This window comes from Chloroflexota bacterium (assembly GCA_040902225.1).
GTDB lineage: Bacteria > Chloroflexota > Limnocylindria > QHBO01 > QHBO01 > CF-167.
The window spans coordinates 589,094-614,876 of the sequence record JBBDXT010000007.1 but is presented as its reverse complement, the minus strand read 5'-3'; the positions used below and the strand labels follow the sequence as shown (position 1 = coordinate 614,876).

Below are 25,783 nucleotides of genomic sequence, written 5' to 3'. Positions count from 1 at the left end.
TGCTCGCGCTCATTCGCTGCTCAGGGCCGCAAGGACCCCTCCGTCCACGGTGAGGGTCGCACCGGTCACATAGGCCGCATCGGGTCCGGCCAGGAACACGATTGAGCGCGCGACCTCGTCCGCGTTCGCCACCCGACCCAGGGGCGTCCGCAGGCCGATATGGTCGATGCCGTCCTCGAATCGTGCGGCTCCGGCGCGCAACATCGGGGTGTCGACCGCGCCGGGCAGGAGTGCGTTGACCCGGATCCCCTCGGGCGCGAGCTCGACGGCCGCCGCCCGCGTGAGGGCCAGCAGCCCACCCTTCGACGCGGCATAGGCGGCCATGCCGGCCGAGGTGGCGACCGCGTGCACGGAAGCGATGTTGACCACGACGCCCTTGCTGCGCTTGAGCTGGCCATGTGCGAGCCGGATGGCCAGGAAGGCGGCACGCAGGTTCACCGCCAATACCTGGTCCCACTCTGCAGTTGTCGTGTCTCGCAGCGGCTTGACGATCTGGAGGGCTGCGTTATTGACGAGGGCGTCGATGCGGGGCAGGGCGTCGAAGAAGGCCTGCATCTCTGCCTCCACCTCGGGGCCGGCGAGATCGATCGACGCGTACGGATCGACCTCGGGTGGTCCGGAGTCGGCAAGGTCGAGGCCGGCCACGGCCCACCCCGCCTGGCTGAAGGCGCGTGCCGCGGCCGCGCCGATGCCTCCCGCCACGCCGGTGATCACCACCACCTTCGGGCTTGCGTCGTTCGTCATCGCGTCACCTCCGCAATCCCCTTCAGCACGTTCTCGATCGCCAGCTCATTGACACGGGTCACCGCCTCGCGGGTGTTCGAGGCGTTGTGAGAGCCGAGGACCACGTTCTCCATGCTGGCGAGCGGGCTCGAGGTTGGCAGCGGCTCCTCCTCGAAGACGTCGAGCGCCGCACCCGCCAGGTGCCCCGACTCAAGCGCGTCGATCAGGGCTGCCTCGTCGATGAGGGGTCCGCGTGCGGTATTGAGCAGATAGGCGCCGGGTCGCATCCGCGAGAGCCGTGCAGCGTCGATCATGTGTCGATTCTGATCGGTCAGGGGGCAATGCAGCGACACCAGGTCGGAATCGGCGATCAGGGTCTCGAGATCGAGCACCTGGACGCCGAGCTCGGCTGCGCGCCTGGCATTGGGCTCGAAGATCTCGTGACCGATCACGTTCATCCCCATGGCGATTCCGCGGACCGCAACGGCGCGCCCGATCGAACCGAGCCCCACGATGCCGAGGGTCCGCCCCGCGAGCGAGATGCCCTGTGGCTTCTCCCACCTCCCTTCGCGCACCGATCGGTCGATGCGGTGCAGCTGTCGAGCGAGCATGACCATGTAGCCGATGGCCACGTCGGCAACCTCGTCGCCGAAGCTGTCCGGCGTGTTGGTGACCCGGATGCCGAGCTGTTCGGCCGCACGGAGATCGATGCTGTCCAGCCCGATCCCCCACTTCGACACGACCCGCAGTCGGGGGGCGTTCTCCAGCACTTCCGCCGTCAGGGGGTCGTCTCCGGCGATCATCCCATCGAAGCGCGGAAGGAGCGTGAGCAGGTCCGCTGGAGTCAGCTGCTGGACCACGGCCGGCATCCCAACCTCGATCCCCAGCGCATCGAAGCGACCCTTCCAGTCCGCCACCGTACGCTGCATCGGTGGGCAGGTGACCAGGACGGCGAGGTCACTCATCGGCGGAACGTCCTGCGAAGAGCGCGCTCACCACCTCGAAGTCGATCTCCTCGTCGATATCCCACGCTTCGTCGCGCGGGATCTCGTACAGCATCGGCCGCGCCCCGATGCGGGTCCCCCGCTCCACCAGCAGTTCCCGGGTGAACAGGTAGATGCACGAGTTCTCCTCGAAGACGGGCTCCAGATCCTGGGTCCGCACCAGGGCGGCCGGATCGTGGTTCAGCGGCTGCCCGTCAGCACTCCACAGTCGCGTCTGCAGCCGAGTGACTCCGAAGAGCGAGTCGTGATCGGGTCCGTCGTCGACGAATTGCCCGATGGCGGCCGAGATCGTGGTCGCGCGCAGCAGCGGGTTGGTGCTGTGCGTCTGCAGGTACAGGTCGGCCTGCACCAGGCCGGTGTCATGCAGCAGGACATCGTTCATCGGCACCGTGCCGGCTCGCAGGTGCTCCGGTCGCTCGACCACGCGCACGTCGGGGAAGGAGACGGCGGCATCCGCCCGGATCAGCTCGCTGTCGGTGTCAATCACGATCTGATCGATGTCAGGGCACGCAAGGAGCGTGCTGACGATGTGATGGAACAGGGGACGGCCGCCCAGCGGGCGGTAGTTCTTGCCAGGGACCCGCTCACTGTCGTGGCGCATTGGAACCAGGGCAACGATGCGCGGACTCATGTGGCCGGCTTGCGATCGATCAGGATCACACGCGCCGGGGCAGCCTCGGCCTGCGAAAGGTGCAGCGGCAGGCAGACCATGTCATAGATCCCCGCCGATGCATTCGTCAGGTCGAGGCCCTCGATGATGGTGATCCCCGCGCGCATCAGGATCCGGTGCGTCTCCGGCGAGTCCTCGAATCGCTGGACCGAGAGGTAATCGATGCCGACCACCTCGACATCGTGGTCGACCAGCCAATGGGCTGCCTCCTCGGTCAGGGCGACGTAGCTCGGATCAAAGGCCGGATCAAGGGCATGCCACAGCGCCGAGTTCGTGGTCTTCAGCAGGAGCCGCGAGGTGTGGGGCGGAATCGCGGCTTCCTCGAGCGTCGCCGGCGTCACGGCCGGTCCCGCGATCTCCGCCACCAGCGCCGGACCCACCAGCCGCTCGAGGGCCACCGCCGCCAACGGCGAGCCGTCGGCCAGGAAGTGCAGTGAGTTCTCGACGTGCGTGCCGGTGTGGACGTCCATCTCGAGCTGGGTCACGTTCGCCGCGTCGCCTGATTCGATGGCCATCGTCCGAAAGGTGCGATGCCCCCGGCTGCCCGGCCAGGTCGGCAGCGCAGTCTCGAGCGGCACGCTGATGTCGATCAGGCGACCCGTCACGAGTCGGGACGCTCCTCGTAGACGATCGGCGAGCCGACATCGGCGGCCGGGTCCCCCTTGGTGGCTTTGAAGCCTCGGGGGTAGTAGAAGCGGCGCCTGACAGCGGCCGAGACGACCCCCTGTTGCGCGAACCCGTGATACGTGCCCCAGAACTGCGCGGCCCGGAAGGCCGGGATCGACGCCAGGTTCGAGAAGAGCACCCCATCCCGAATCGCATGGTAGTAGTCGCTGGCGACGTTGGCCGCGAACAGCCGGATAGCCTCAAGGACGCCGATTCGGTGGTCGTGGAAGATGCGCCGGTGTGCCGATGCCTCGCGGCGGTAGCGATTTGCGACCTGTGACCATGTCTCCTGGTGGACGTGGATGACCGGCGCCTCAGCCACGTAGGCGATGCACTGGCCCTTCTCCACGGCGTGACGAGCCCACTCGAGATCCTCGAGACCGGTCAGTTGCTCGTCGTAGGGCTGTGACCGCCATGACTCCCGTCGGATCGCGGCGTTCGCGTTGTTGCAGAACGGATGGTCCTGCTGCATGTCGGACTGATCGGGGAACCAGCGAGACAGGATCTGCGCTTCTGAATAGCGCGTGCGGTGGTCGCCCTGCTGCCGACCGTAGGCGAGGGCGACTCGGTCGTCTCCGAGTGGAGCGGTGAGCATCTCCAGCCAGGTGTCGAAGACCGGCCGCACGTGGGCGCTGGCGATCACGATCACATCCCCGGTGGCTGCGGCGCAGCCGAGGTTCAGCGACCGGCCGAATGAGAAGGCCTCGGGATCAATCGTCACGACCTCGACACCGAACCGCTCGGCGATCTCGACGGTTCGATCGGTCGAGCCGGAGTCGACCAGCACGATCTGCGACGGCTGGAGCGTCTGATGGCCGATGCCGGCCAGAAGGCTCCCGATGTGCTCCGCCTCGTTGAACGAGCGGATGACGATGGACAGCGAGTTCAAGTCGGCCCTCGAGGCATGCTCGGACGGCGGAGTCCCCTGACGAAGGTCGCCCACAGGATGGCGGCGACCGCAATCAGCACAACCGAACGACCGATGAAGCTGAAGAGCGCCGAACCCTCGTCGGGAAGCAGCAGGATAGCGCACAGCAGGCCGAGGCCCATCACCGCCAGGGCAAGGCCGAGCCGACTCCAGGCCAGCCGGATCGGCGCTCGAGCGACCCGGTACTGGTACACCAGCAACAGCACCAGCAGGACTCCATAGGCGACCGCGGTGTTCACCGCCGCAGCCGCCGTTCCAAATGTTGGGATGGTGGCGAGGTTGAGGGCGATATTCACGCTTCCCGCCGCGAAGGTGCTGATCCACACCCAGCGTGTCTGGCCGGCCATCACCGAAACGGCGTCCATGGGCAGCAGGTAGAGCCCGAAGAAGGTATAGCCCGCGGCGATCCACGGCAGGAGTCCGGCGGCCGAACCAAACTCAGCCGGCATCACCAGGCGAATAGTCGGTGGACCGAGCAGCGCAATCGCCATGCCGAGGAGACACGTCACCACCACCTGGCGGGAGGCGAGCCCACCCAGCTCCTGCCGACGCACCTCGTCGTGGGTCGCCTCGGCGTAGATCGGCATGATCCCCTGGTTCATGGCCACGGTGAGCATTCCCAGCGGCAGGGCCAGCTGATACGCCAGGTTGTAGATGCCGATCTGGCTGGGCGCCACGTATGCGCCCAGGATGGCCCGGTCCGACAGGGCCAGCGCCCAATGAGAGATGGCATGTGGGATGAGGGGCAATCCGAACACGAGAGCGCCCCTCAGGAGGGCCACGTCGAACGATCGCGTCCATCGGTGGCCCAGGACCACCAGTCCGATCGCGAGCTGCACGGCCGCACCGAGCAGGACCGCAAGCAGCCAGCCGTTCAGGCCGCCGCGGAGCACGATGACGAAGAGGATCATGAATCCGGTGTGCGCCACGACCGTGACCACGCTGACTCGCAGGTAGTCGGTCAGCCGCTCCTGGGCACGCAGCAGCGCCATCGTCAGGATCGTGGCCGGGACGGTGACCGCAACGCTCGCCAGAGCCAGCCCGATCGCCTCGGGCCCGATCGCAAAGAATGACGACACCGGCCGCAGGATGAGCAGACCGATCGCGATGATCGCGAGCGTCGGCACCGCCAACAGGAAGACGCCGACGGTGTTCACGAATCGGTCCCGCCGGGCGGGGTCGGTACCAAGGTGGATATAGCTGCGAAAGATGGCCGTCTCGAGGCCGAATGACAGAATCGTCGCGGCCGCCGCCGAGATGGTGGTGGCCACAGCCAGCTGCCCGTACTCGGCCGACCCGACGACCCGGACGTAGATCGGCAGCATCAGGAGTCCAACGGCGCGCTGCGTCACGGCGGCGACCGCGTAGGCGATGGACCCGCGAGCGACGCGGGCCCTGCTGCTGGCCGGGCGCCGGATGAGATCGAGGACCTTTTGCAAGGCGGGCCTCAGCTGTGCTGTCCCTCGCGCAGGGCACCCTCCACGATGGTGGCAACGTGGTCGACGTCGTCGGCCGTCATGCTCGGGTGGCAGCCGGTGTAGAAGCCGTTCGCCAGCGCGTGCTCCGTCACCGGGAAGGTCCCCGGCGCATGCTCGAGCACGCCCTCGTAGCAGGGCTGACCGAGGATCGGGAGCAGGAAGCGGGTCTCGACGCCGCCTCGCTCGAGCGCCAGCACCAGGCGATCACGGAGGCCCTCGCGGAGGCAGACGATCGGGAACATCATGAAAGCGTGCTCGTTGCCGGGCGCGATGCTCGGCAATCGGAGCTCGGGATGCGCGAGGGCCGCCGTGAGCTGCTCCGCCACGTCCCGGCGGCGGGCGAGGGCCGCCGGAAGCCGTTCGAGCTGCCCGATGCCAAGCGCGGCCTCCATCTCGGTGGCTCGGAAGCTCTGGCCCAGCCACACGAAGTCATAGCGACTCCACACCACGCGCAACAGCTCGTCGTCGTCGAGGCCCTGGTCATCGTCGATTCTCAGGTACCGCGGGTTCCGTCCGTGATTCATGAGGCTTCGGAATCGCGTGATGTTGTCGTCGTCGTCAGACAGGGCCAGGCCACCGACCCCGGTCGTCACCAGGTGCGCCATGTAGGTCGAGAAGCAGGCGAAATCGCCAAACGAGCCGACCGGTCGGCCGTTGTGGCTGACGCCGACCGTCTCGCAGCTGTCCTCCACGACTCGCAGCCCACGCTCGTCGGCGATGGCCATCAGGGACGTCATGTCGGCCGGCTGCCCGAACAGGTGGACCGGGATGATTGCAACCGTCTGGTCGGAGACTGCAGCAGCGCACGAGGCGGGGTCCATGTTGAGCGTCAATGGGTCGATGTCGACCAGCACCGGCCGCAGGTTGTTGTAGAGGACCGTGTTGACGGTGGCGACGAACGTCATGGCGGGGACGATGACTTCGGCTCCGTCGGGCCACCCGTAGCGCAGCTTCAGTGCCTGGAGCGCCAATTGGAGCGCGCCGGTCCCGCTGTTGCACATCGCCGCATGACGGCGGCCGTGCAGCTGCGCAAAGCGTTGCTCGAACTCCGTCGTGACGGGGCCCGGGGAGAGCCTCCCCGACCGCAGGACCTCCAGCACGCGGTGCTCATCGTCCTGTGTGATGGAGGAGGTTCCGACGCCCACCCGCCGACGCGGGATTGCGCCACCTGGTGCGGTCAAGGATCCAGACTCGTTCGTCAAGGTCGGGCAGCCGCGACCGATTCGCTCACACGCTGGGCCTCATACCAGTCGACCGTTCGCTGCAGGCCCACCTCGAAGGGGGTGCGGGCCGCAAAGCCGAATTCCTGGCGGGCTCGCGACGTGTCGAGCGCGCGTCGCGGCTGTCCATCGGGGCGCGATGGATTCCAGCGGATGCTGCCGGTGAAATGCGTCTGCTCGGCGATCAGCTCGACGAGGTCCTTGATCCTCAGCTCACGGCCGACTCCCAGGTTCACCGGCTCCGGCCCGTCGTACCGCTCGGCGGCCAGCACGATCCCCTCCGCGGCGTCGTCCACGTACAGGAACTCGCGCGATGCGGAGCCGCTCCCCCACACCTCGATCTCGGAGGTGCCGGCCTCGCGCGCGTCGACGCACTTCTTGATCAGCGCCGGGATGACGTGCGAGGTCGCCGGGTTGAAATCGTCTCCAGGCCCATACAGGTTGACGGGGATCAGGTAGATGATGTCCATGCCGTACTGCTCACGGTAGGCCTGACCCTGGACGAGGAGCATCTTCTTGGCGAGGCCATATGGCCCGTTGATCTCCTCCGGGTAGCCGTCCCAGAAGTCGTCCTCCCGGAACGGAACCGGGGCGAGCTTGGGATAGGAGCAGACGGTGCCGATGGTGACCACTTTCGCGACGCCCACCAGGCGTGCCTGCTCAATGACCTGGATGCCCATGATCGCGTTCTCGTAGAAGAAACGGCCGGGGTTCTCGCGGTTGGCGGCGATCCCGCCAACGGCAGCCGCCAGGTGAATCACCAGCTCGGGCTTGCCGTCCGCAAGGGCTCGGCTCACGCCGTCATGGGTTCGCAGGTCGTAGTCGCGGCTGCGCGGGACGAAGATCTCGTCAGCGCCCACCGAGCGCAGGCGATTGATGACCGCCTGCCCAAGGAAGCCTCCGCCACCCGTCACCGTCACGCGTCCGCGTGACCAGGCCATCAGCTCGCTCCCGCGGTCGACGGCACCAGCACGGTGCTCGGCTCGATGCCGGCTTCTCGCAGATCCCCTTCAACCATGATCCGCACCAGCTGATCGAACGATGTGGTCGGCCGCCAGTCGAGAAGGCGAGCTGCCTTGCTGGCATCGCCGCATAGCTCGTCGACCTCCGTTGGGCGGAAGTAGCGAGGATCGATCACCACGTGGTCATCGGGGTTGAGTCCGACCAGCCCAAACGCTGCGTCGAGGAACTCCCGAACGGAATGCATCTGGCCGGTCGCAATGACGAAGTCATCGGCCTGATCGTGCTGCAGGATTCGCCACATCGACTCGACGTACTCGGGTGCGTAGCCCCAGTCCCGCCGTGCGTCGAGGTTGCCCAGATACACCGTGGTCTGCCGGCCAGCGACGATCTCGGCCACGGCTCGCGTGATCTTACGGGTGACGAATGTCGGGCCACGCCGGGGGGACTCGTGATTGAAGAGGATCCCATTGCTGGCGAAGAGGCCGTACGCCTCGCGGTACTGAACCGTCATCCAGTGCGAGAAGACCTTCGACACCGCGTAGGGGCTGCGCGGATAGAACGGCGTCGCCTCGGTCTGCGGACGCTCGCGCACCAGCCCGAACATCTCCGAGCTGCCCGCCTGGTAGAAGCGGACCGGCCAGTCGGCATGGCGGATGGCCTCGAGCAGGCGCAGGTTGCCCATGCCCGCCGTGTCAGCGGTGAACTCGGGCATTTCGAAGCTCACCTTGACGTGGCTCTGCGCGCCGAGGTTGTAGACCTCCTCGGGCTTGACCTTGTTGAGGGTGTTGATGAGCGACGACGCATCGGAGAGGTCACCGTAATGGAGGTAGAGCGGGCGCGCGAGCTTGTGAATGTCGCTGTACAGGTGGTCGATCCGGCCGGTCGAGAATGAGCTGGATCGCCGGATCAGGCCGTGAACCTCGTATCCCTTCTCCAGCAGCAGCTCGGCGAGGTACGACCCGTCCTGGCCGGTGATGCCGGTGATCAGCGCTCGCTTCAACGATCCTCACCCGAGCTTGTCGATTCCAGTGCGGTCGGAGTATACGGGGACGCTCGGGGCGGGCCGCCGGGGGGTGGCCCAGCCTCCACACGCGGCAGGGCGAAGCCTCCCACCAGCAGCGCCAGCAGGGAGCTGGTGGCGGGTATCGAGAAGAGGTTGTTGACCATCCCCTGCACCAAGTAACCGATCATCACCATCCCGACCGCGACGAGCAGCGGGTCGCCGCGTGCCCGCCCGCGCCAGGCGCAACGAATGGCAATTGCGGCCAGCAGGATGTTGAGCGAGGCTACGGCAAAGGCCCCGAGAACCCCGGTCTCCGCACCGGCCAGCAGGATCGTGTTGTGAGCGGAGCTGGTGGCCGGGCCGAAGGGCGTATCGCTGTACCGTTCCGGATTGTCTTTTACCGTGTCGAGCATCAGGCCCAGGCCGACGCCGAAGATCGGATGATCGACCATGATCCGACCAGCGGCGTACCAGAGCGCCAGGCGGTCATTGCCGTCGCTGAAGCGATCCCCGAAGACTGAGCCCGGAGGAGTGCCCGGCTCGCTGCTCCTGGGAATGCATCCGATGGACGTCGCGGAGACCACGAGCACGGCGGTCGCCGCGGCCAGGGCTGCGAGGAGGACGAACCTGCGTTCGTAGATCAGGAACGCCGCGACCAGCGCGACCCCCAGCAGGGTCGACGATCGTGTGAACGTCAGCAGCAGGGCGGCCATCTGGGCGGAGCCCGAGAGCAACCACAGCCATCGCGCCCGGCCGCGCGCCTTGACTGCCAGCGCCACGGTCAATGGCGCGGAGAGGACGAACATCGCGCCCATGTGGTTGGCGGACAGACCCAGCGTGCCGCTGATGAGCCCGGGGCATACGTTGTGGACGCTCGTGTACGCGCGCGCTCCTTGAAGGCCGGCACCGCCGGGGAGTCCCAGCGTGAAGGCGACCAGCCCGTAGACCGCTTCATAGCTACCTACCGCGGCGATGGCAACCACGATCGCTCGGTGGCGCCGATCCTCCGGAACGGTCGCCGCGGTGTAGGCAACGATCCCCAGCAGCACCACCGGCCGGGCCACGGCCTGCGCCAGGATCAGAAGGGTCCCCTCGAGCCCCCCTCCGTTCGCCACTGCCGAGGCGATGCGAGCGATCGTCGCGAGCGCGACGGCCAGCAATGCCGCTCGCGCCCACCGGTCGGAAGTGAGCCCCGGGAACGGCGTTCGCAAGGCCAGCAGGCCAAGGCCCAGGAGTGGCAGCAGGTCATCCGCCGTCAGGCTGGCGATCAAGGGGATCCGCGGAACGAGCGGCGCCCCCGCGATGAGCGCGATCGGTCCGGCCGGCGCCCAGTCGGCCAGTCGCGAGATGACCCGCGCGCCGATGAAGGTCGCCGCCAGCAGCGCGGCTGCCCATGCGCCCAGGACCAGGCGACCTCCGTCGACGTCAGGCACGGCGCGAAGCGCTCAGCGACCCATACAGGTCCAGGAGGTGGAGGGCAATCACGTCGACGTCGTGGGACCGTGCCTTTTGATCCGCAGCTCGCAGGAGCGCCGACCGTGCCGCAGGATCCGCGTCTGCCGCAGTGGCCACTGCCTCCTGCAGGGCCAATGCGAGGGCGTCGACGTCACCCGGCGGCACCGACCAGCCGGTCTCGCCATCGATCACCGACTCGCCGATGCCCCCTGACGACGATGCGACCACCAGCGCGCCGGCGGCCATCGCTTCCAGCGCAACAAGACCGAGCGCTTCGGGATAGACCGATGGCATGGCGACGACGGCCGCCTCGCTCATGAGCGCTGCCACCTGGCCGGGTGGCAAGGCGCCGCAGAACTCGGCGCGGACGCCAGCGGCATCCGCCGCCGCCTCGAGCGCGGCTCGCTCGGGCCCATCGCCCACGAATCGAAGTGCCGTCCCCGGCGCGAGCCGGCGGACCGCGTCGAGAAGCTCATGGACCCCCTTGCCCCGGGCGAGCCTGCCGACGTACAGGATTCCGTTCCGTGATCTCCCCGAACCGCTCGCCGAGAAGAGGCGGTAGTTGATGCCGGGAGAGACGACGACCACTCGCTGAGGATCGACCCGAAAGCGGGAGATCAGCTGGTCATGGATGAAGGTGCTGTTGGCAACCAGCAGATCCGCAGCCCGAAAGACTCGGCGCGCGAGCCGATGGTGGAACAGCGATCTCGCCACCAGCCTCGGCACGCCGTCGGCACCATCACCGGTGACGTCTGATCCGTGGCTGTACACGACCAGGCGCGCCCCGGTGATTCGTGCGGCCATCCATGCCAAGAGCGCCGTCGGATAGGCAACGTGCGCCTCGACGACGCGAGGCCTCCGCCGCCGCACACGTGCCATGAGCGCGGCCAGCAGCGTGCGGAAAGAAAGCGAGATGTACTTGCGCAGGACAGCCTGCTGCGCCGGGATGCCTGTCGTGGCGACGACCTCGACCACTGCACCTGCCCGTCGAAGGGCTTCCGCGTGCTCCGCCACGAAGGTTCCGAACGCCGGCAGGCGAGCGTCGGGATAGAGGTTGGTGACGATCAGGATGCGCAAGCGGCCGAGCCCTCAGGAGGATGAGCGGGCCTACTCTACTTGCATGTCTTCAGCGGAGCAGCGCTCCAGCCCACTCCACGACGCCGCCCTCGCCACCTTCCCGCATGCCTCGCTCAATGGGGTCATCACCTTCGCGCCCGCCGGGCAGGACGCCCTGCTTGACTTGCTGGATACGGGGCGCGGCATCCTAGTCGCCATCAATGCCGAGAAGATTGCCCGCGCAGATCCGGCGATTGTCGACCTCGCGGCGACGCAGCTGGGCTATCCGGACGGCATCGGCGCAGTCCTTGCCCTGCGACGCCAGGGGATCCGAGCGAGTCGCATGGCGGGGGCAGACCTGTGGCTGGCTACCATCGGCCAGTACGCGAGCCGGCGGTCCTTCTACCTCATCGGCGCGACCGATGAGGTCGTGGCCCGTGTTGCCGAGCGCCTCAGGGAGCGCCACCCCGCCATCAACCTGTGGTCACGAAGCGGCTACCTGTCGGCGCAGGAGCAGGAGCAGCTGGTTGATGAGCTGCAGAGCCGCCGGCCCGACTTCGTTCTGGTGGCCATGGGGTCTCCGCGACAGGAGCAGCTGATGCAGCGGCTGTACGCCGCCCATCCTGCGCTGTACATGGGCCTCGGCGGCAGCTTCGACATCTTCGCGGGTCAAAAGGCCAGGGCGCCGCGCTGGCTGCGGGAAGCCGGCCTCGAATGGAGCTATCGTCTCCTCCGCGAGCCGGTGCGGCTGCGGGCGCTGCCGGCGTTTCTGAAATTCCTCGTGCTTCTGGTATCCGGGAGGCGCTAGTGCCGAACCCTGCATCCGTGTGTGTCCTGGGGCTGGGCTACATCGGCCTGCCGACCGCAGCCGCGATCGCCGCCGCCGGTCACCGAGTGCTCGGCGTCGACACCAATCCCGTGGTTGTCGAGACCATCAGCGCCGGGCAGGTCCACATCGAGGAGCCCCGGCTTCCCGACCTGGTCGCTTCGGTCGTGGCGTCCGGTCAGCTCACCGCCGCTGCCGAGCCAGGACCGGCAGACGTCTTTCTGATCTGCGTTCCGACCCCGTTGAGGCGCGGCTCTGCCATTCCGACACCCGACACCAGCCATGTCATGATCGCCGCGCGTTCCATCGCCGAGGTGGTGGCCGATGGCAACCTGGTGGTCATCGAATCGACCTGCCCGGTGGGCACCACCGAGCTCGTCCGAGACGTGCTGGCAGCCTCCGGCATCGACACCGATCAGATCCGACTTGCGTACTGTCCGGAGCGCGTCCTTCCGGGCAGGATCCTGGACGAGCTCGCATCGAACGACCGAATCATCGGCGGCATCGATCCGGCGTCATCCGCTGCAGCCGAGGCCTTCTACCGAACCTTCGTCAGCGGCGCGCTGTTCACGACGGACAGCTGCACGGCCGAGATGGTGAAGCTGGTGGAGAACAGCTTCCGGGACGTGAACATCGCATTTGCCAACGAGGTCTCGATGCTGTGCGACCACCTCGGGCTCGATCCCTGGGAGGTCATCCGCCTCGCGAATCGTCACCCACGCGTCTCCATCCTGCAGCCCGGACCGGGAGTCGGCGGCCACTGCCTCGCCGTCGATCCGTGGTTCATCGTGTCACAGGATCCGGAGACGGCGCGACTGCTGCGCACGGGACGGGAGGTCAACGATCGCAAGACCGATTGGGTGATCGACCAGATCCGCTCGGCCGTGGCCGATCAGTCCGATCGCCTGGGCCGGCCGGCTCGCGTGGCCTGCATGGGACTTGCCTACAAGGCGAACGTCGACGACCTGCGCGAGTCTCCTGCGCTGCGAGTGGCGTTGTCGCTCGGCTCGGTCGGGGTCGACCTCCTCGCCTGCGAGCCGCACGTCAAGTCGCACCCGGCGTTGCAGCTCCACGACGTCGATACCGCAGTCTCCGGCGCCGACGTCATCGCCCTGCTGGTCAATCACGCTGAATTTGCCGGACTCGATTTCGGGGGCAAGGTGGTGCTCGATTTCTGCGGGGCGACCGCTGCCCGATCCGCGTCGTGACCGGCAACCGCACGAGGCCCCAGGCCGCGGTCATCATCGGGACCCGCCCAGAGGCGATCAAGCTCGCCCCCGTCGTCCGGGAGCTGCGACGGCGGGGCGTGGGCACGGTGGTGATCGGGACGGGGCAGCATCGTGATCTGGTCGAGGGTGTGCTGCGCCTCTTCGACGTCGCACTGGACCACGACCTCCACCTCATGCGGGACGCTGCCGACCTCAACCACCTGCTGAGCACGGGTGTGAAGCGGATCGGCTCGCTCCTGGCAGAGCTCCAGCCACGGGTCGTCCTGGTCCAGGGCGACACGACCAGTGCGCTGGCCGGGGCGCTGGCCGCCTTCAATGCCGGGATACCGGTCGCGCACGTCGAGGCAGGTCTCCGCTCGCATGACCTCACGCGGCCGTTCCCGGAAGAAATGCATCGGCGAGTCCTGAGCGTCCTCGCCCAGTGGAACTTCGCACCCACCGCGCACGCTGCGAAGGAGCTGCGGGCAGAGCACGTTGCCGGCGCAATCCATGTGACCGGCAATACCGTGGTCGACGCGGTGAACCATATCGTGACGCGGACCGCGTCGATGTCCGAGCGCATCGAAAAGCCCCCCGGCATCTACATTCTGGCCACCGCTCACCGTCGGGAATCGTGGGGTGGGCCGATCCGCGAGATCGCCCTTGGCCTTCGCGACGTCCTGCGACAGCGAAAGGATCTGTCCCTGATCTTCGCTACTCACCCGAATCCACGCGCGTGGGGCCCGGTCGAGGAGATCCTGGGGGTCGAGCCGCGGGCCACGGTGGTGGGCCCCCTGGAATACGACGAGTTCCTGGTGCTGCTGCAGGGATCCGTCCTGGCTGTCACCGATTCCGGGGGGATCCAGGAGGAAGGCCCAACGCTGGGTGTCCCGGTTCTCGTCACGCGATCGGTGACCGAGCGACCGGAGGGGCTGGAGGCCGGCGCGGTGAACATGGTCGGCACCAGTCGAACTGCGATTCGTCGCGAGGTGCGGCGCCTCCTCGACGACGACCGTGCGCGGTCGACGATGAGCCGCGCTGGGAGGCAGGTCTACGGTGACGGCCTGGCGGCCAGGCGCATTGCGGACATCCTGGTGCGCGATCTCGAGGAACGCAGCCGCTGACCGTTAGCGGCGACCCGGCCAATTCGGCTTGCGGCCAGGCACGTCGCGGCTGCCACGGAGCTGCCGTTCGATTTCCTGCCAGCCACGCGTCTTTTGCCCAAGGTCGGGGTGATGGCTCCCGGCGGGATCTAGGTCGCGCAGCTCGGCAATGCAGGTGGCGAAGGCTTCATGCGTCGAGGGACCGAATTCGTTCCAGCGTCCACTTGAGTTCGCGATCTGGCCCGATACGTGGGTACCCGGGCAGCTGGGGGAACGATGCACACAGTGGTCGCGCCTCGGCGGCCAGCCATGCTATTAGGGAGAGGCGCCCGCGGGCTGCCTTGTCTTGACCTCCTCCGTGACGTCGATCCTGGCCTCGAGAACCGCTGGACTGTACATTGAGCGGTCGGGCAGGCGGCGCAACGCTTCAGCGAACAGCCCACGCAGCACGAGCCGGAAGGTGTTGACGGGCGTGATCGAGGGGTAGAGCTGGGCGCGGACGACCGGCGGCACGAGCAGGGCGTTCAGGATCGACATGCGCTCCCAGTGAATCAGCGCGGTGTCGCCGGTCCCCTTGGTTGAGAACGGCCCGTGGTCACCCTGCAGAATGAAGATCGGCGTCTCGTCAGAGGCGTTGAGGACGCTGTCGATCGTGCCGAGGACCCACGTGTTCAGGAAGCGCATCTGCTCGATGTACCCTTCCTGATCGTCCCACGACGCGCCAAGTGTGTCGTCCCTCCGCAGCTGTCTCCCGTTGGCGGCGAAGACGAATGGAGGATGCGGAAACAGGATGTGGGCGAATGCGAAGGTTGGCTCGGGCATGCGTGCCACGTCGGGCAGATGCGACAACGTTCGGAGGTGCTCCTTCTGCCACGTCGGTTGGGGGAGCAATCGGCCTGGCGCGGTCGTCCGTAGGAAGACGACCTCGAATTCGCTCAGGACATCTTCGCCGTACGTGACATCGGCCAATGGCGCGTTATCGGTCCCCCACCAGATGGTATTGAAGTTGACGTACTTGTAGCCCAGTCGATGCAGCCGCAAGACGACCTCGGGCGCTTCGAGCAGCGCGGTCAGGAGGCGTGCGGCACGTGGGCTGAGATTCGTCGGCAGGTCATCGAGATAGTGCATGTTTAGGGACGACGCGATCGACAGCTGAGTATTCGAGTAGTTGCTGAGCGACTTCGGCGCAACGTAGAAGCCGCGGTCTTCGAGCGAGTTGAGGAAGGGCTGGTTGTTGTAGCCGAATACCTCGTCGAGCACGTCGGCACGCCCATAGCCATCCAGCACCAGGTAGTAGATATCCGGCATCGCCACCTCCTCCGACCCGGACGGCGGCGATGCCTCACCGGTGGATTCCGACGCGGCCTCGTGGCCCGACGCTGATGCGGCGACGCGAAAACTGTTCGCGATTCCGGGCAGGGAAAGCGCGATGAATACCACCGCGATCATGGCGAGGGCCTCGGCGGCCGCGGAGAGACTTCGGCGCGTCCGCCAGACCAGGACGGTGATGAGCCCAAACACCGCACCGTTCACCCCGAGCAGCGGCCAGTTCAGCGCGTCCACATCGCTCAAGCTCACGGCCCGGCCCAGGACGTCTACCTGGTATCCGAAGGTGAGCATCGGAACGAGCATCGCAGTGACCGAGACTGCCGAGCGGACGGGGTCACCCGTCACCCGCCAGAGGACGGCGAGCAGAGCCGCCGATGGCAGCAAGGTGATCAGTACGGGCGTCATCACATCAGAAGGATTCACGACGCTACCGTTTTGACCCCATAGGTACGCGATCGGGCCGGCCGCCACGAGGAGGGGCAAGGCGATCGGCACGAGCCGCCGCACGAAGCTCAAAAGCACCTCAGCGCAGCATCCGATGGCGGGATCCCAACATTGCATGGGACGTCATGGATGAACGCGCACCCTTGGCATGTGTCCAGCCCATGTTACCGAACGCCTAGAATCGCTTCGATGTCCGAGGTAACGCGGTCGGCACGGCAGGCACCGACCAGGATTGCCCGCGCATCCGCCCTCTTTGTCGTTGCCAATCTGCTTCCCCGGCTCGGGCTGTTCCTGCTGCTGCCCGTCTACGTGCGGTTCATGAGCCAGGCTGAGTTCGGGGCTCTCATGTTGCTGATCCCCGTCGCCGGTCTCTTGGCGATTCTCTTTCGCCTCGGCCTCGACGCGGCCTTGATGCGATTCCATTTCGACGCCGATGGTGTGGGTCGCTCGCACCTCTATGCGAGCGTGGCAGCGACCACCTTGGTCAGCGGCGTGGTTGGGGTGGCATTGGTGGCGACCGTCCTGGCTCCTATGTTCAATATCATCTTCGTCGGGATCGACTTCTGGCCGCTCGGTGCGCTCATGGTCGCATCGGCCCTGACGCTGACCTTCCAATACATCCCCACGGTCTTTCTGCGCGCCACCGAGCAGCCGGTTGCCTACCTGGCCTTCACGCTCAGCGTCGTCGTGGCTACAGCGCTCGCGTCGCTCGTGCTCATCCTGGGCTTCCGAGCCGGGACGTCGGGTGGCCTCGTCGGGCAGCTGGCGGGCGGTATCGTCACCGTGCTCGCGGCCGCCTACGTCCTACTCCGCTTGGGCTCGCCGCGGGTCGACATGAGGCTGGTTGCACGCTCCCTGAGGTTCGGCATACCCCTCGTCCCGCATGGGCTCTCACAGTGGATGATGAACGTGTCTGACCGGTGGCTCATCGGCTTGGTCATCGGTCTACCCACGATCGCCGCACGAGCCGAGATCGGCATCTACAGCCTCGGATACCAGATCGGTTATGTCGTGACGCTGGTGGCCGTATCGGTCCAGGCCGCCTGGACCCCGGTGCTCTATCGCCTCGGCGAGCTTGCCATGGGTCCCAGGCTGCACCGCCACATGGTCACGGTCGCGGCCCTCTTGTTCCTGTCCCTGGCAGTCTTGCTGAGTGCCACCAGCCATGAGATCGTCGCGATCATCGCGCCGGTCAGCTATGCGCGAGCAGCCGACGTGATCTCGGTCGTGGCCCTCGGGTCGACCCTGTATGGGTTCTACGTGATGCTGGTGGGCGTGATCATGCTCGGGCGCTCGACCGGCTCGCTGCCGCTGATCACGCTCGCGGCGGCGGCCGTCAACGTCGGATTCAACCTGCTGCTGATCCCGAGGCTCGGCATTATGGGTGCCGCTTGGTCGACGGTCATCGGGTACGGCTGCTACGCCGGTGCGACTTACTGGTTGGCCCGACATCGGTTTCCGCTCGATCTCGACTGGCCGCGTCTTTCACTCCTGCTCCTTGGCGCTCTGCTCGCCGTGGCCGCGACTCTTGCCGTTCCCCACCCATCGCCGACAGGGATGCTGGCCGGGCTGGCAATTGCAATGGCGTACGCGGCGGGTGGCGCCCTGCTCTGCCGGCAGCCGTGGCGGTCGCTGGTCGGCCTGCTGCATGAAGGAGCCGACCTGGCGTTGGCCGCGGGCTCGTCCTCAGCGATCAAGAGGGACATGCTCGGGAGAGGGTAAGTTAGGCCCGGATCCCCCGAAGGTTCGGCTGGCCTTCTCAAGACGTCTCAGGCCGTGTCGCGGAGCGGTCAAGCCACACTACGGCGCCCGATGACGGTGTACGCACGCCCGTGTCCGTAGCTCTCGGTGCCGGTCGGCCCCAGCCCGTCGTATTCGCGAAGCAGTTCGAATCCCGTCCGCGTGAGCGAGGCGCGCACCACATCACGGTCGAGATGCACCGGATGCATATGTCCGCCGTGACTGCCGGCGTGAAGGTCGGCTGAGAGGGCAAACTCCCCACCGGCCTTGAGGTACGCGTACGCATTGGCGACGATGGCGTCAGCTCAAACGTGTGATCGAGGACGTTAGCGCCACCGACAGCAGTGACACACGGCCCCGAAGCGCGGAGTGGAGATGCATTGCACCCTTCCACGGATGCTCTACGGTGGCACGGGTTGTGTTGGCGCGTTCAGTCCAGCATGCTCCATTGCAGGATGGCGTCTTCGGCAATGTCGATGGCGGCGCGCCGGCCGACGACGCGGTTGATCTCCCGGGGACTGATGCCCGACGCCGGACGCTTCCACGTGAGATTGTCCTCGGCAATGAGAGTGCCGCGCGACAGGGTCACGCGAGCGACGAGACTACGGCGCGCGTTCTGACGGGACGGCTCTTCGGAAGGCAGGGGTCGCTTGTGAGGCTGGCCGAGCAGCCCCACGATGCGGTCATTGCGCCGGCGAAACTCTTTCAGGTCACGCATGTCCATGGCGTGGTAGTGGTCATTTCCGGGGAGGGTCTTATCGTGGGTGAAATGCTTCTCAAGCACGCGGGCGCCGGACAGGGCAGCGACCGTCAGGACATCCATCTCCTCGTTCGGCCGGGTGTGGTCTGAATAGCCCGGCAGAGCTTCAGGGAAACGACGCCGCAGGTCATGGATCATCGCGAGATTGGCGTCGAAGTCGGCCGTCGGGTAGTTCAGGATGCAATGCATCAAGCAGAATGGATTTCCCCCGTCGCGGATCACCTGAACGGCCTCCTCAATCTCCCACAGGTATGAAGCGCCGGTGGACAGCAGGACCGGTTTGCCGAATCTGCAGATGAGGCTGATGAAGGGCAGGTTGGTCAGGTCCGAGGACGAGATCTTGTAGACGTCCATGAGGTCGTTGAGGAAGTCCGCCGACTCGGTGTCGAATGGGGTGGACATGAACTCGATGCCTGCCGAATCGCATTCCACTTTGAGAGCCTCAAACTCGCTCTTCCAGAACGTGTCGTATCGACGGAAGAGTTCGAATTGGCTATGAGTAGGCTCCTCCGACGTATCCCAGTACGCGGGTGAATCACGCGACGCCAGCGTGTCCGCCCGATAGGTTTGGAACTTGATCGCATCTGCCCCGCCCTCTGCCGCCTCGTGGATCAAACGGCGTGCGATCTCCATTGACCCCTCGTGATTAACCCCCGCCTCAGCAATCACGAATGGGCGAGTCGGGAGCTCGTCGTCCCGACGTAGATGGCCAGCAATCAGGTCTCCGAGTCTCATTCGCCTCCAATCACCTGGTCGAGCAGGCGCAGTACGCGGTCCTTCCCGGATCGTATGTCATGTTCCAGCATCAAGCGGCTCATGTGCTCCCGCATGCCAGACTCCTCGACGAGCTCGCGGAAGGCCTGGAGGATCGTTGCCTCCTCCACGTCGCGGCCGAGGCCAAGGTGGACGAAACCGTGCTCTTCGGACGCGAACAGATGCGTGAGTTCGCGTTCGTTTTGAGCAAGAACGATGGCGGGGGTGCCGATGCAGGCGATCTCGAAGACGGTGCGGCCTGCCGAGGTGAAGATGATGTCGGCTCGCCGCATGAAATCGGAGATGTTCGCGACATTCCTTTCGACGCCGACACCGGCAAAGCGTTGCAGCGTCTCGAACCGTTGATAGCCCATTCCTGCGACAACATCGACCGAGATCCCATGTTCTTGGCAGTAGCCATGGATGGCGGTCAGCACCTTGGCCGTCAAATTGTTGAGATCCGTTCCGCCGAAGGTCAGCAATACGCGCGAAACCGGACCATCGACCAGCTTGGGAGCCGTCAACGTGAATTCCGTGCGAGCACAGAAGTATCGATGGCCGAAATAGTGGTTGGGGTGGATCTGCCGCTCGGGATATATGGCATTGATGACGAGGTCCGCGTACAGGGCGCCGGGTCCCAGGTCCTCAAAGTTGATGACCTTGATCCCGAGCTTCTTGAGAGCGCGGACGTAATCCTCGGATGTATCGAGGACGTCGTTGATCACGACGTCCGGTGCGAGGTGGGTGATCTCCTCGACCAGGTCCCCACTCTCCTGTCGGGTGACGGCGTAGTGATGTCCCGAGAGGATCTCGAGCGCAAGTTTGCTTCTCCGATCCACCAGGAAGGTCAGGTCATGCTTTACAAGGTCGGTGGCAATGGTGATCGCGTTATAGACGTGGCCGAGTCCGATCTCTGGGTACCCGCTCACAACGAACAGTACGTGCCGCCGCGACAGATACCACTCGCAGAGGTTGAAATCCTCGAGGGTGTCAATGTCGACCGCCTCGCCGCCGGTCAGCAGATGGAGCGAGACTCGATCTCCGATCCGGGCGTCCGGCGTCAGCACAGACGCACGGGAGATCAGAAACCCGCCGGTCTCGCGGAAGAGCGGCGGCAGGTCCTGCCGGTTTCTTCGCTCCTCGTAGTTGGGAACGAAACGGCCGTCATTGACGGTCCAGGTGAGATGCGCGTCCCGTATCGCCGAGATGACAGTGTCGTCGCCGGAAGCGAGAAGCCCTTCGATGGCGGCATCGAGCGATGCCGTTCGGAGCAGGGGGGACGTAGGCTGGATAGTCGCCACCAGGTCGTAGGCGTCCAGCCGTCCGGCGGTGATCTCTCGAAAAGCCTCGAAGACCACCGCGTCTAGCGTCGTTTCGTCCTCGGCCAGCCCGCGAGGTCGGCGGTGGGGGGTCGCGCCCAGCTTCTCCGCGATCGAGAGGATCTCGTCATCCTCGCTCGAGACATAGACATCTGGGCGAAAGCGCGAAGCCAGCGCCGTGCGGATAACATACGAGATCAGCGGCTCACCGCGCAGGGCGCGGAGGTTCTTACGTGGGATCCCTTTCGAGCCGCCGCGTGCGGGGATGATAACCAGCGTACGGAAGGCAGTCGAGATCGGACGATTCTCGGTCACGGAATACTCTCGATCATCGTCCGCATGACTGGAAGTGTGAGCCTCATCGTCTCCCGTGCCTGCCTGAGCCTTTGCCAGGACCCCGATTGATCAAGGGCGAGCTGAGCCATCAGTTCGTCGCCGATTTCCGCCGTCACCGCGGGTGCCAACACCTCGAGCAAACGATCTGAGACGGGACCAGGAAGCCGGGCGAGGTTCCCTGCCACAAGCCGAACCCGTTGCAGCGGCCGCCACGAGCGATCGTGACGTGTGAGGGGATCCACTCCAAGAGGACCCAATGTTTGCAGTGCGCCAATACCCCGAGAATCCTCGGCGATCAGGTAACTGCGGAGGGCGTGGCTCAGGCAATAGAGGTGAGCATGGACCCTGTAGCCGACATGAAGATCAACACTGTCATAGAACTGGAAGCCATCGAGAGAACCGGAGATGTCCTCAATCGACCACCCCAAGCGCCCTGCCTCAGCCGCGTATCGTCGCTGCAATCCACGATGAAAAACAACCGTTCCGCGCGACCGCGGCAGCTCTTTCGCCAGCCGCCGCATGAGACGGAGCGCCTGTCCCGCGAAGACAGCGGAGGCCGGAGGCGTGAAGGCGAGCGACCTGATGTTGGAGCCGGTGGGCCCAACCTTGTCCATGTGCTCCAGGTCATACCACGCTGGATCACCGGTCATGAGCACCTCCGAAATCCCGTTCACGTGTAGCAGCTCCTCGGTGAGTCTGTCACGGGCTCCGAGGTACGGAGCCCGCTGCTGTACTTCATCCAAGAACGCACGTGTAGGTCCGTCAAAGCGCGAGATCCGCAATTGGGATGGCGTGCCCGGGAACGAATAGCTGCCGAGAGCCAGTAGGACGACCGGTGAGTGGAGTCTTGAGAGGTCAGCGAGTGGGTAGACTTGTGGGTACAGGCCGTTCTGATAACCCGGACCCCCGCACACGACCACGGCGTCGAACGCCTGGAGCTCGACGAGACGAAACTGATCGGTCAACGGAAGCCAAGCCTTGGCCACGACAAGCTTCGCCGTTGGGCGAAAGGCACGAAAGAGCTTTACCGCGCGGTCGAAGATGAGGAAGTCACCTGCATTCCTGATGGCACGATGTAACAGCAGTAGCAAGAAGCCCTCTCAGATGGTCGGCCGCCAGATTCTGGGACGAGGATACCGCCCGACAGGTCAGCGAGAAGCTGGCGACCAGACTCGGGCGCGTCTGCAAATCGAGCTCCCCGCCTGCGAACCCCCGTGATCCGCTGGCTGCCACTCCACGGGCCCATGCTGGCAGCCGGCGGTCTGCTCGTGGCCGGCCTGCTCCTTCTCACGTTGCAGCAGCCAGCCGGCGCAGGTGTGGTTCTGGCAGCCCTCGTCCTGCTCGCCATCGCAGAACCCCAGCTGATGGTGATCGTCGCGGTCGGTGTGCTGCCCATCACCACCGTCGGTTGGCATGCGGAGGTCATGGAGATCAACTCCCGCATACTTGATGCCCGTCTGGTGCTGACCTTTGGCGTGGCGACGTTGTTCGCGGGCATGGCTGTCGTGCTTGCCATCAGGGGGGCGCGACCGAGCCGCCTCGAGATCGCGATGCTTGGATTCGTCCTGTACGCTGCCCTGCTGGCTTCGGCACGAGGGGAGTCCGCTTTTGCGTGGATGCCGTATGTCGCCCGTTGGACGGCCTTCTTCGGCGCCTTCGCGCTTGCTAAGCGCTTGATCGCGACTCCGGAGCGCTACCGACAGCTGATGCTGTCGGCCATGATCGGGTTCGCCATCCCGAGCGCGTGGGGGATTCTCCAGCTGTTGACCGGGGGTGCGCGCCTCATGAACGGCGCATTCCGGGCCGAAGCACTGGGAGCGAGTGGCCCGATCGCCTTGGCCTTCGCAGGCCTGTTCGTTCTTTTGGCCGCCTTTCTCACGCTCGGACCGGGCGTGCCCGGCCGGGTCCGTCGCGCCGGCCTCCTCCTCAGTGTGCTGGGTGGCGCGGCAATCATCGCTTCTGCGACCCGCGTCGTGACAGCGACGGCATGGGCCGGGCTGGCTGTCCCACTGGCAGTCGCCGGCAGGTGGCGACGCGTGGCGATGGTGACCATCATCATCGCGGGGGCCCTGTTGGCTCGACCTGATTTTGCCGGGCGCTTCGTCGACGCCATCGTTGCCGGCCTTGGCGGCGATCAACCCCATCCCGGGGCGAGCGCGCCCCCGGATGGATCCAGCAATGGCTCCGGGGCGGAGCCGGAAGATCCCGAAGTGATAATGGATGCCAGCATGCGTTTCAGGTTCTTTGTTTGGAGAACGCTGCTTGATGAGTGGGTGCAGCAGCCGCTCCTGGGCACGGGCCCCGGCGGGACTGCAGCTGCGGTCGAGCGCGCCTCAGGTGTGAAGCGGGTGCCCCCCCACAACGACTACATCGGCGTTCTGGGCGAGCTCGGTGTAGTGGGACTAGGAATCTTTCTGGGTATTCAGGCGGGTGTCGTCGTCGCTCTGGCCCGCAGCCGGCGATTTGCAGTGGCGATGGCTGTGCGCGGGCTCGGGAATCCGCGCGTTACGGCCGTGGTGATCTTCGTGTGCTTCAACGTTCTGGGCGCCCTCAACAACCCCATGTACTTCCTGGACGTTCAAGTCGCGGTCTGGGCGGTTGTTGGGGCTGCGCTGGCCGTGTGGCCGGGGGCGGCGCGGGAGCTCGTCAGCGCTGGTACAGAAGCGCGTCTGCAATCGCACTGAATTGCCGAATGGCGGGTGTGGGATCGAGCGACGAAGGCGACGCCAGCTCCTTAGAAAGTCGGTCGTAGTCCGCCAGGATCCGACCGATGTTTGCCGGATCCTCGGCCAAGATGATCTCGCCGGCCATGGCGAGGCGCCTTGCGTAGGCGATCTGGTGATTGTCAACGTGTTCGCCGAACGAGCTCGCGCGGGGCACCACGACGGGGATCTTGCCAGCGCCGCGCGCGAGAGCGATTGATGCCGGCCCGCCATGGGTGACCACGATGTCGGCGGCTCCGGTCAGTTCTGCAATGCGGCTGGGGCTCATCATCGCCTCGCTCTCCCAGCCATCGACGGCAGGTGAGTATCCGTGCTGGATGACAAATCGTGCTACCTGCGGAAGGGTCGATGGCACGGCCGCCAGGGCGGAGGTCAGCCTCCGCATCGGCTGCTCATGCGTGCCCAGGGTGACGAAGATCACAAGAGCCGGCCGATCAACAGCGCCTGACGGTAGAGCGCCTGCTGCTCGGGCCACTGGACAAGGAGCCGATCGCAGAAGCGCTGCACCAGACGCGCGGTCAGGGTAGGCCGGTCGACGCGATCGACCACTTCGACATAGATGGTTCTTGTTCCGAACAGCAGCTTTCCCAGCACGAAGAAGGGCACGGCCACGCCGGCCCCGGTCGAGACAACCAGAACAGGGCGCTCGCGACGCAGGATGCGGAATGCCAGGACCGAATTCCGCGCGAAGTTCCAGAGGTTTCGATTGGTCGGGAAGTAGCACGCGTACCGCCGCTCGCCGACGAGAGCGCCTCTCGCATCCGGCTTGTCGAACGTCACCCAGAACCTGTCGAGCTGCTCCCACCACGGACGCAGCACCAGCAACTGCGCCAGATGGCCGCCGCTGCTGCAGACCAGGGCCACGCGCCGACTCCTGGTCATCGGCGACCCACGATCTGCGCGGCGACCGCCGCTGCCGCAAGGTCCGGAGGGACCGTCGCCACTAGTTCTCCCAGAACTGAGGCGCGCTGCCGCTCGGCTAGGCGCTGCCAGGCTGACGGATCGCGGAGCCCGTCGAGGAGCTCGCACGCCTCCGCCGAACTCTCGAACCATGGATAGATGTCTGCCGGCGGCATCTGGTGGTCGAATCGGCTTCCATGTACGACTCTTCCGGGGACTATCAGCGGGACCCCGGCTAGGGCTGCCTCCTCGATGACCGTCGAGATGCCGACGATCGCGACCCATGACCTGGCCAGGAGGGCTGCGGGCATCTCGTCGACCGTCGTCAGACCTGCAGACCGGTAAGCGGCAGCGTCCTCTCGCGGGTGCGGCTTGACGAGGAAAGTAACGCGCGCTGCGCTGAGCCGCTCCGAGAGGTCCGCGGCGAGTCGCACCTGCCGGTGCTGGGACTCTTTGGAAAGACGATCCACCGCGAAGGGAGTCGTGAACATGGTCACCAGATTGTCCTCGGTCCCCGGGGACGCGCCGCGGCCATGTGTCGCGGAAGCGTATCGCGGCTGCCCGGTCAGGACGACGTGAGTGCCTTTCCGCGCCCTCTGCCTCAGCAGCAACTGGGAGTCGCGACTGGTCACACAGATGACGTCGACGTCACCCTGGCCGTACTCGGATGCCGCGAGCTCGGGAAGGCCGAGCAGGCGGAGCGCCGGCGACAGGACCGATTTGGCGAGCCGGAGCAGTCGGCGTGTCGGCTCGTCTTCGCGGGGACGGCGCGCGGTCAACCGGCCATCCTGCACCAGCACGCGCCGGGCTCCGCGCTGTCGCGCGACCCGGAGCGTCACCTTTTCCATCAGCCCAAAGTCGTTGCCCACGACCACCGCCGCGGGTGAGATCTCGTCGAGGACCGCGGCGACGTCCCGCCGCGCCACCAGGACATCACGCCAGATGGCCGAAACAGAGCGTGCGTAGAACGCATTCGGCACGAGAGGACCGGACCTGCGACGGACCATCACTGCCCGGACTCCGTGGGCGGCAGCCACCGCGCCTAGATCGCCACCGTAGTACTCCTCGAGCGAGAGGAGCGTGGAATGCACTCCGGATTCGCTGAGCTTGGCGATGACCGGGGCAAACGTGTGAATGTGAGTGGCGTTGGAGCAGACGAAAGCTACGTGCATCCCG

The 25,783-nt window shown here is 66.0% G+C and carries 23 protein-coding genes; 5 read left to right on the top strand and 18 right to left on the bottom strand.

Annotation, left to right across the window (positions count from 1 at the left end):
* Nucleotides 1-9 precede the first annotated feature (9 nt).
* Genes WEB29_11725 through WEB29_11675 form a run of 11 tightly spaced genes read right to left on the bottom strand, consistent with a single transcriptional unit; the run spans nucleotide 10 to nucleotide 11,187 of the window.
* Complete coding sequence (locus WEB29_11725) at nucleotides 10-744, bottom strand: SDR family oxidoreductase (GenBank protein MEX2137600.1); 735 nt, start codon at nucleotides 742-744, stop codon at nucleotides 10-12.
* Nucleotides 741-1,688, bottom strand: a complete 948-nt coding sequence (locus WEB29_11720; protein MEX2137599.1) for a phosphoglycerate dehydrogenase — start codon at nucleotides 1,686-1,688, stop codon at nucleotides 741-743. The genes WEB29_11725 and WEB29_11720 overlap by 4 nt, the downstream gene beginning before the upstream one ends.
* A complete protein-coding gene (locus WEB29_11715; GenBank protein MEX2137598.1) occupies nucleotides 1,681-2,358 on the bottom strand; it encodes an acylneuraminate cytidylyltransferase family protein in 678 nt (225 codons plus the stop codon). The genes WEB29_11720 and WEB29_11715 overlap by 8 nt, the downstream gene beginning before the upstream one ends.
* Entirely contained in the window at nucleotides 2,355-3,002 is a 648-nt protein-coding gene (locus WEB29_11710; protein MEX2137597.1) for a cyclase family protein, read from the bottom strand. Before WEB29_11710 ends, WEB29_11715 begins: the two co-directional genes overlap by 4 nt.
* Nucleotides 2,999-3,952, bottom strand: coding sequence for a glycosyltransferase family 2 protein (locus WEB29_11705; GenBank protein ID MEX2137596.1), 954 nt, complete (start codon nucleotides 3,950-3,952; stop codon nucleotides 2,999-3,001). The genes WEB29_11710 and WEB29_11705 overlap by 4 nt, the downstream gene beginning before the upstream one ends.
* Nucleotides 3,949-5,430, bottom strand: coding sequence for an oligosaccharide flippase family protein (locus WEB29_11700; GenBank protein ID MEX2137595.1), 1,482 nt, complete (start codon nucleotides 5,428-5,430; stop codon nucleotides 3,949-3,951). Before WEB29_11700 ends, WEB29_11705 begins: the two co-directional genes overlap by 4 nt.
* Nucleotides 5,431-5,438: 8 nt before the next feature.
* Complete coding sequence (locus WEB29_11695; GenBank protein ID MEX2137594.1) at nucleotides 5,439-6,614, bottom strand: DegT/DnrJ/EryC1/StrS family aminotransferase; 1,176 nt, start codon at nucleotides 6,612-6,614, stop codon at nucleotides 5,439-5,441.
* A 53-nt stretch (nucleotides 6,615-6,667) separates the two neighbouring features.
* Nucleotides 6,668-7,630 (bottom strand): GDP-L-fucose synthase, encoded by a 963-nt coding sequence (locus WEB29_11690; protein ID MEX2137593.1) that lies wholly within the window; start codon nucleotides 7,628-7,630, stop codon nucleotides 6,668-6,670.
* On the bottom strand, nucleotides 7,630-8,652 hold the full coding sequence (gene gmd, locus WEB29_11685) for a GDP-mannose 4,6-dehydratase (GenBank protein MEX2137592.1): 1,023 nt from the start codon (nucleotides 8,650-8,652) through the stop codon (nucleotides 7,630-7,632). The genes WEB29_11690 and gmd overlap by 1 nt, the downstream gene beginning before the upstream one ends.
* Nucleotides 8,649-10,088: an O-antigen ligase family protein gene (locus WEB29_11680; GenBank protein ID MEX2137591.1), complete on the bottom strand. Its 1,440-nt coding sequence runs from the start codon at nucleotides 10,086-10,088 to the stop codon at nucleotides 8,649-8,651. Before WEB29_11680 ends, gmd begins: the two co-directional genes overlap by 4 nt.
* Nucleotides 10,081-11,187: a glycosyltransferase gene (locus WEB29_11675; GenBank protein ID MEX2137590.1), complete on the bottom strand. Its 1,107-nt coding sequence runs from the start codon at nucleotides 11,185-11,187 to the stop codon at nucleotides 10,081-10,083. The genes WEB29_11680 and WEB29_11675 overlap by 8 nt, the downstream gene beginning before the upstream one ends.
* A 43-nt stretch (nucleotides 11,188-11,230) precedes the next feature.
* Between WEB29_11675 and WEB29_11670 the strand changes: the two genes are divergently transcribed.
* From WEB29_11670 to wecB, 3 genes are read left to right on the top strand one after another with little or no spacing between them, the layout of a single operon-like run.
* A complete protein-coding gene (locus WEB29_11670) occupies nucleotides 11,231-11,974 on the top strand; it encodes a WecB/TagA/CpsF family glycosyltransferase (GenBank protein ID MEX2137589.1) in 744 nt (247 codons plus the stop codon).
* Between the two features lie 17 nt (nucleotides 11,975-11,991).
* The gene (gene wecC / locus WEB29_11665) at nucleotides 11,992-13,200 is read left to right on the top strand and encodes a UDP-N-acetyl-D-mannosamine dehydrogenase (GenBank protein ID MEX2137588.1); all 1,209 of its coding nucleotides are present in this window, start codon (nucleotides 11,992-11,994) and stop codon (nucleotides 13,198-13,200) included.
* On the top strand, nucleotides 13,197-14,324 hold the full coding sequence (gene wecB, locus WEB29_11660) for a UDP-N-acetylglucosamine 2-epimerase (non-hydrolyzing) (GenBank protein MEX2137587.1): 1,128 nt from the start codon (nucleotides 13,197-13,199) through the stop codon (nucleotides 14,322-14,324). Before wecC ends, wecB begins: the two co-directional genes overlap by 4 nt.
* 294 nt (nucleotides 14,325-14,618) lie before the next feature.
* Here wecB and WEB29_11655 read toward each other — a convergent pair whose 3' ends face one another.
* Complete coding sequence (locus WEB29_11655; protein ID MEX2137586.1) at nucleotides 14,619-16,037, bottom strand: hypothetical protein; 1,419 nt, start codon at nucleotides 16,035-16,037, stop codon at nucleotides 14,619-14,621.
* Nucleotides 16,038-16,265: 228 nt separating this feature from the next.
* Between WEB29_11655 and WEB29_11650 the strand changes: the two genes are divergently transcribed.
* Nucleotides 16,266-17,798, top strand: a complete 1,533-nt coding sequence (locus WEB29_11650) for an oligosaccharide flippase family protein (GenBank protein ID MEX2137585.1) — start codon at nucleotides 16,266-16,268, stop codon at nucleotides 17,796-17,798.
* Between the two features lie 448 nt (nucleotides 17,799-18,246).
* Here WEB29_11650 and WEB29_11645 read toward each other — a convergent pair whose 3' ends face one another.
* The 3 genes from WEB29_11645 to WEB29_11635 all read right to left on the bottom strand — a co-directional run bounded on the left by WEB29_11645 (nucleotide 18,247) and on the right by WEB29_11635 (nucleotide 22,075).
* Entirely contained in the window at nucleotides 18,247-19,209 is a 963-nt protein-coding gene (locus tag WEB29_11645) for an N-acetylneuraminate synthase family protein (protein ID MEX2137584.1), read from the bottom strand.
* Nucleotides 19,210-19,307: 98 nt separating this feature from the next.
* Complete coding sequence (locus tag WEB29_11640) at nucleotides 19,308-20,963, bottom strand: acylneuraminate cytidylyltransferase (GenBank protein MEX2137583.1); 1,656 nt, start codon at nucleotides 20,961-20,963, stop codon at nucleotides 19,308-19,310.
* Nucleotides 20,960-22,075, bottom strand: coding sequence for a polysaccharide pyruvyl transferase family protein (locus WEB29_11635; protein ID MEX2137582.1), 1,116 nt, complete (start codon nucleotides 22,073-22,075; stop codon nucleotides 20,960-20,962). The genes WEB29_11640 and WEB29_11635 overlap by 4 nt, the downstream gene beginning before the upstream one ends.
* A 123-nt stretch (nucleotides 22,076-22,198) precedes the next feature.
* Between WEB29_11635 and WEB29_11630 the strand changes: the two genes are divergently transcribed.
* Entirely contained in the window at nucleotides 22,199-23,668 is a 1,470-nt protein-coding gene (locus tag WEB29_11630; GenBank protein ID MEX2137581.1) for an O-antigen ligase family protein, read from the top strand.
* On the opposite strand, the gene WEB29_11625 is transcribed toward WEB29_11630, so the two are convergent.
* Genes WEB29_11625 through WEB29_11615 form a run of 3 tightly spaced genes read right to left on the bottom strand, consistent with a single transcriptional unit; the run spans nucleotide 23,631 to nucleotide 25,779 of the window.
* Nucleotides 23,631-24,092, bottom strand: a complete 462-nt coding sequence (locus WEB29_11625) for a glycosyltransferase (protein MEX2137580.1) — start codon at nucleotides 24,090-24,092, stop codon at nucleotides 23,631-23,633. The two genes, WEB29_11630 and WEB29_11625, sit on opposite strands and share 38 nt — an antisense overlap.
* Nucleotides 24,093-24,124: 32 nt before the next feature.
* Nucleotides 24,125-24,589: a PssD/Cps14F family polysaccharide biosynthesis glycosyltransferase gene (gene pssD, locus WEB29_11620; GenBank protein ID MEX2137579.1), complete on the bottom strand. Its 465-nt coding sequence runs from the start codon at nucleotides 24,587-24,589 to the stop codon at nucleotides 24,125-24,127.
* Nucleotides 24,586-25,779, bottom strand: a complete 1,194-nt coding sequence (locus WEB29_11615; GenBank protein ID MEX2137578.1) for a hypothetical protein — start codon at nucleotides 25,777-25,779, stop codon at nucleotides 24,586-24,588. Before WEB29_11615 ends, pssD begins: the two co-directional genes overlap by 4 nt.
* Nucleotides 25,780-25,783 lie beyond the last annotated feature (4 nt).

Excerpts from the sequence above, each read along its gene's own strand:
- WEB29_11725 (MEX2137600.1), bottom strand. The coding sequence starts at position 744 with ATGACGAACGACGCAAGCCCGAAGGTGGTGGTGATCACCGGCGTGGCG.
- WEB29_11720 (MEX2137599.1), bottom strand. The coding sequence starts at position 1,688 with ATGAGTGACCTCGCCGTCCTGGTCACCTGCCCACCGATGCAGCGTACG.
- WEB29_11715 (MEX2137598.1), bottom strand. The coding sequence starts at position 2,358 with ATGAGTCCGCGCATCGTTGCCCTGGTTCCAATGCGCCACGACAGTGAG.
- WEB29_11690 (MEX2137593.1), bottom strand. The coding sequence starts at position 7,630 with ATGGCCTGGTCACGCGGACGCGTGACGGTGACGGGTGGCGGAGGCTTC.
- WEB29_11670 (MEX2137589.1), top strand. The coding sequence starts at position 11,231 with ATGTCTTCAGCGGAGCAGCGCTCCAGCCCACTCCACGACGCCGCCCTC.
- WEB29_11655 (MEX2137586.1), bottom strand. The coding sequence starts at position 16,037 with ATGACGCCCGTACTGATCACCTTGCTGCCATCGGCGGCTCTGCTCGCC.
- WEB29_11650 (MEX2137585.1), top strand. The coding sequence starts at position 16,266 with ATGTCCGAGGTAACGCGGTCGGCACGGCAGGCACCGACCAGGATTGCC.
- WEB29_11645 (MEX2137584.1), bottom strand. The coding sequence starts at position 19,209 with ATGGAGATCGCACGCCGTTTGATCCACGAGGCGGCAGAGGGCGGGGCA.
- WEB29_11625 (MEX2137580.1), bottom strand. The coding sequence starts at position 24,092 with ATGCGGAGGCTGACCTCCGCCCTGGCGGCCGTGCCATCGACCCTTCCG.
- pssD (MEX2137579.1), bottom strand. The coding sequence starts at position 24,589 with ATGACCAGGAGTCGGCGCGTGGCCCTGGTCTGCAGCAGCGGCGGCCAT.
- WEB29_11615 (MEX2137578.1), bottom strand. The coding sequence starts at position 25,779 with ATGCACGTAGCTTTCGTCTGCTCCAACGCCACTCACATTCACACGTTT.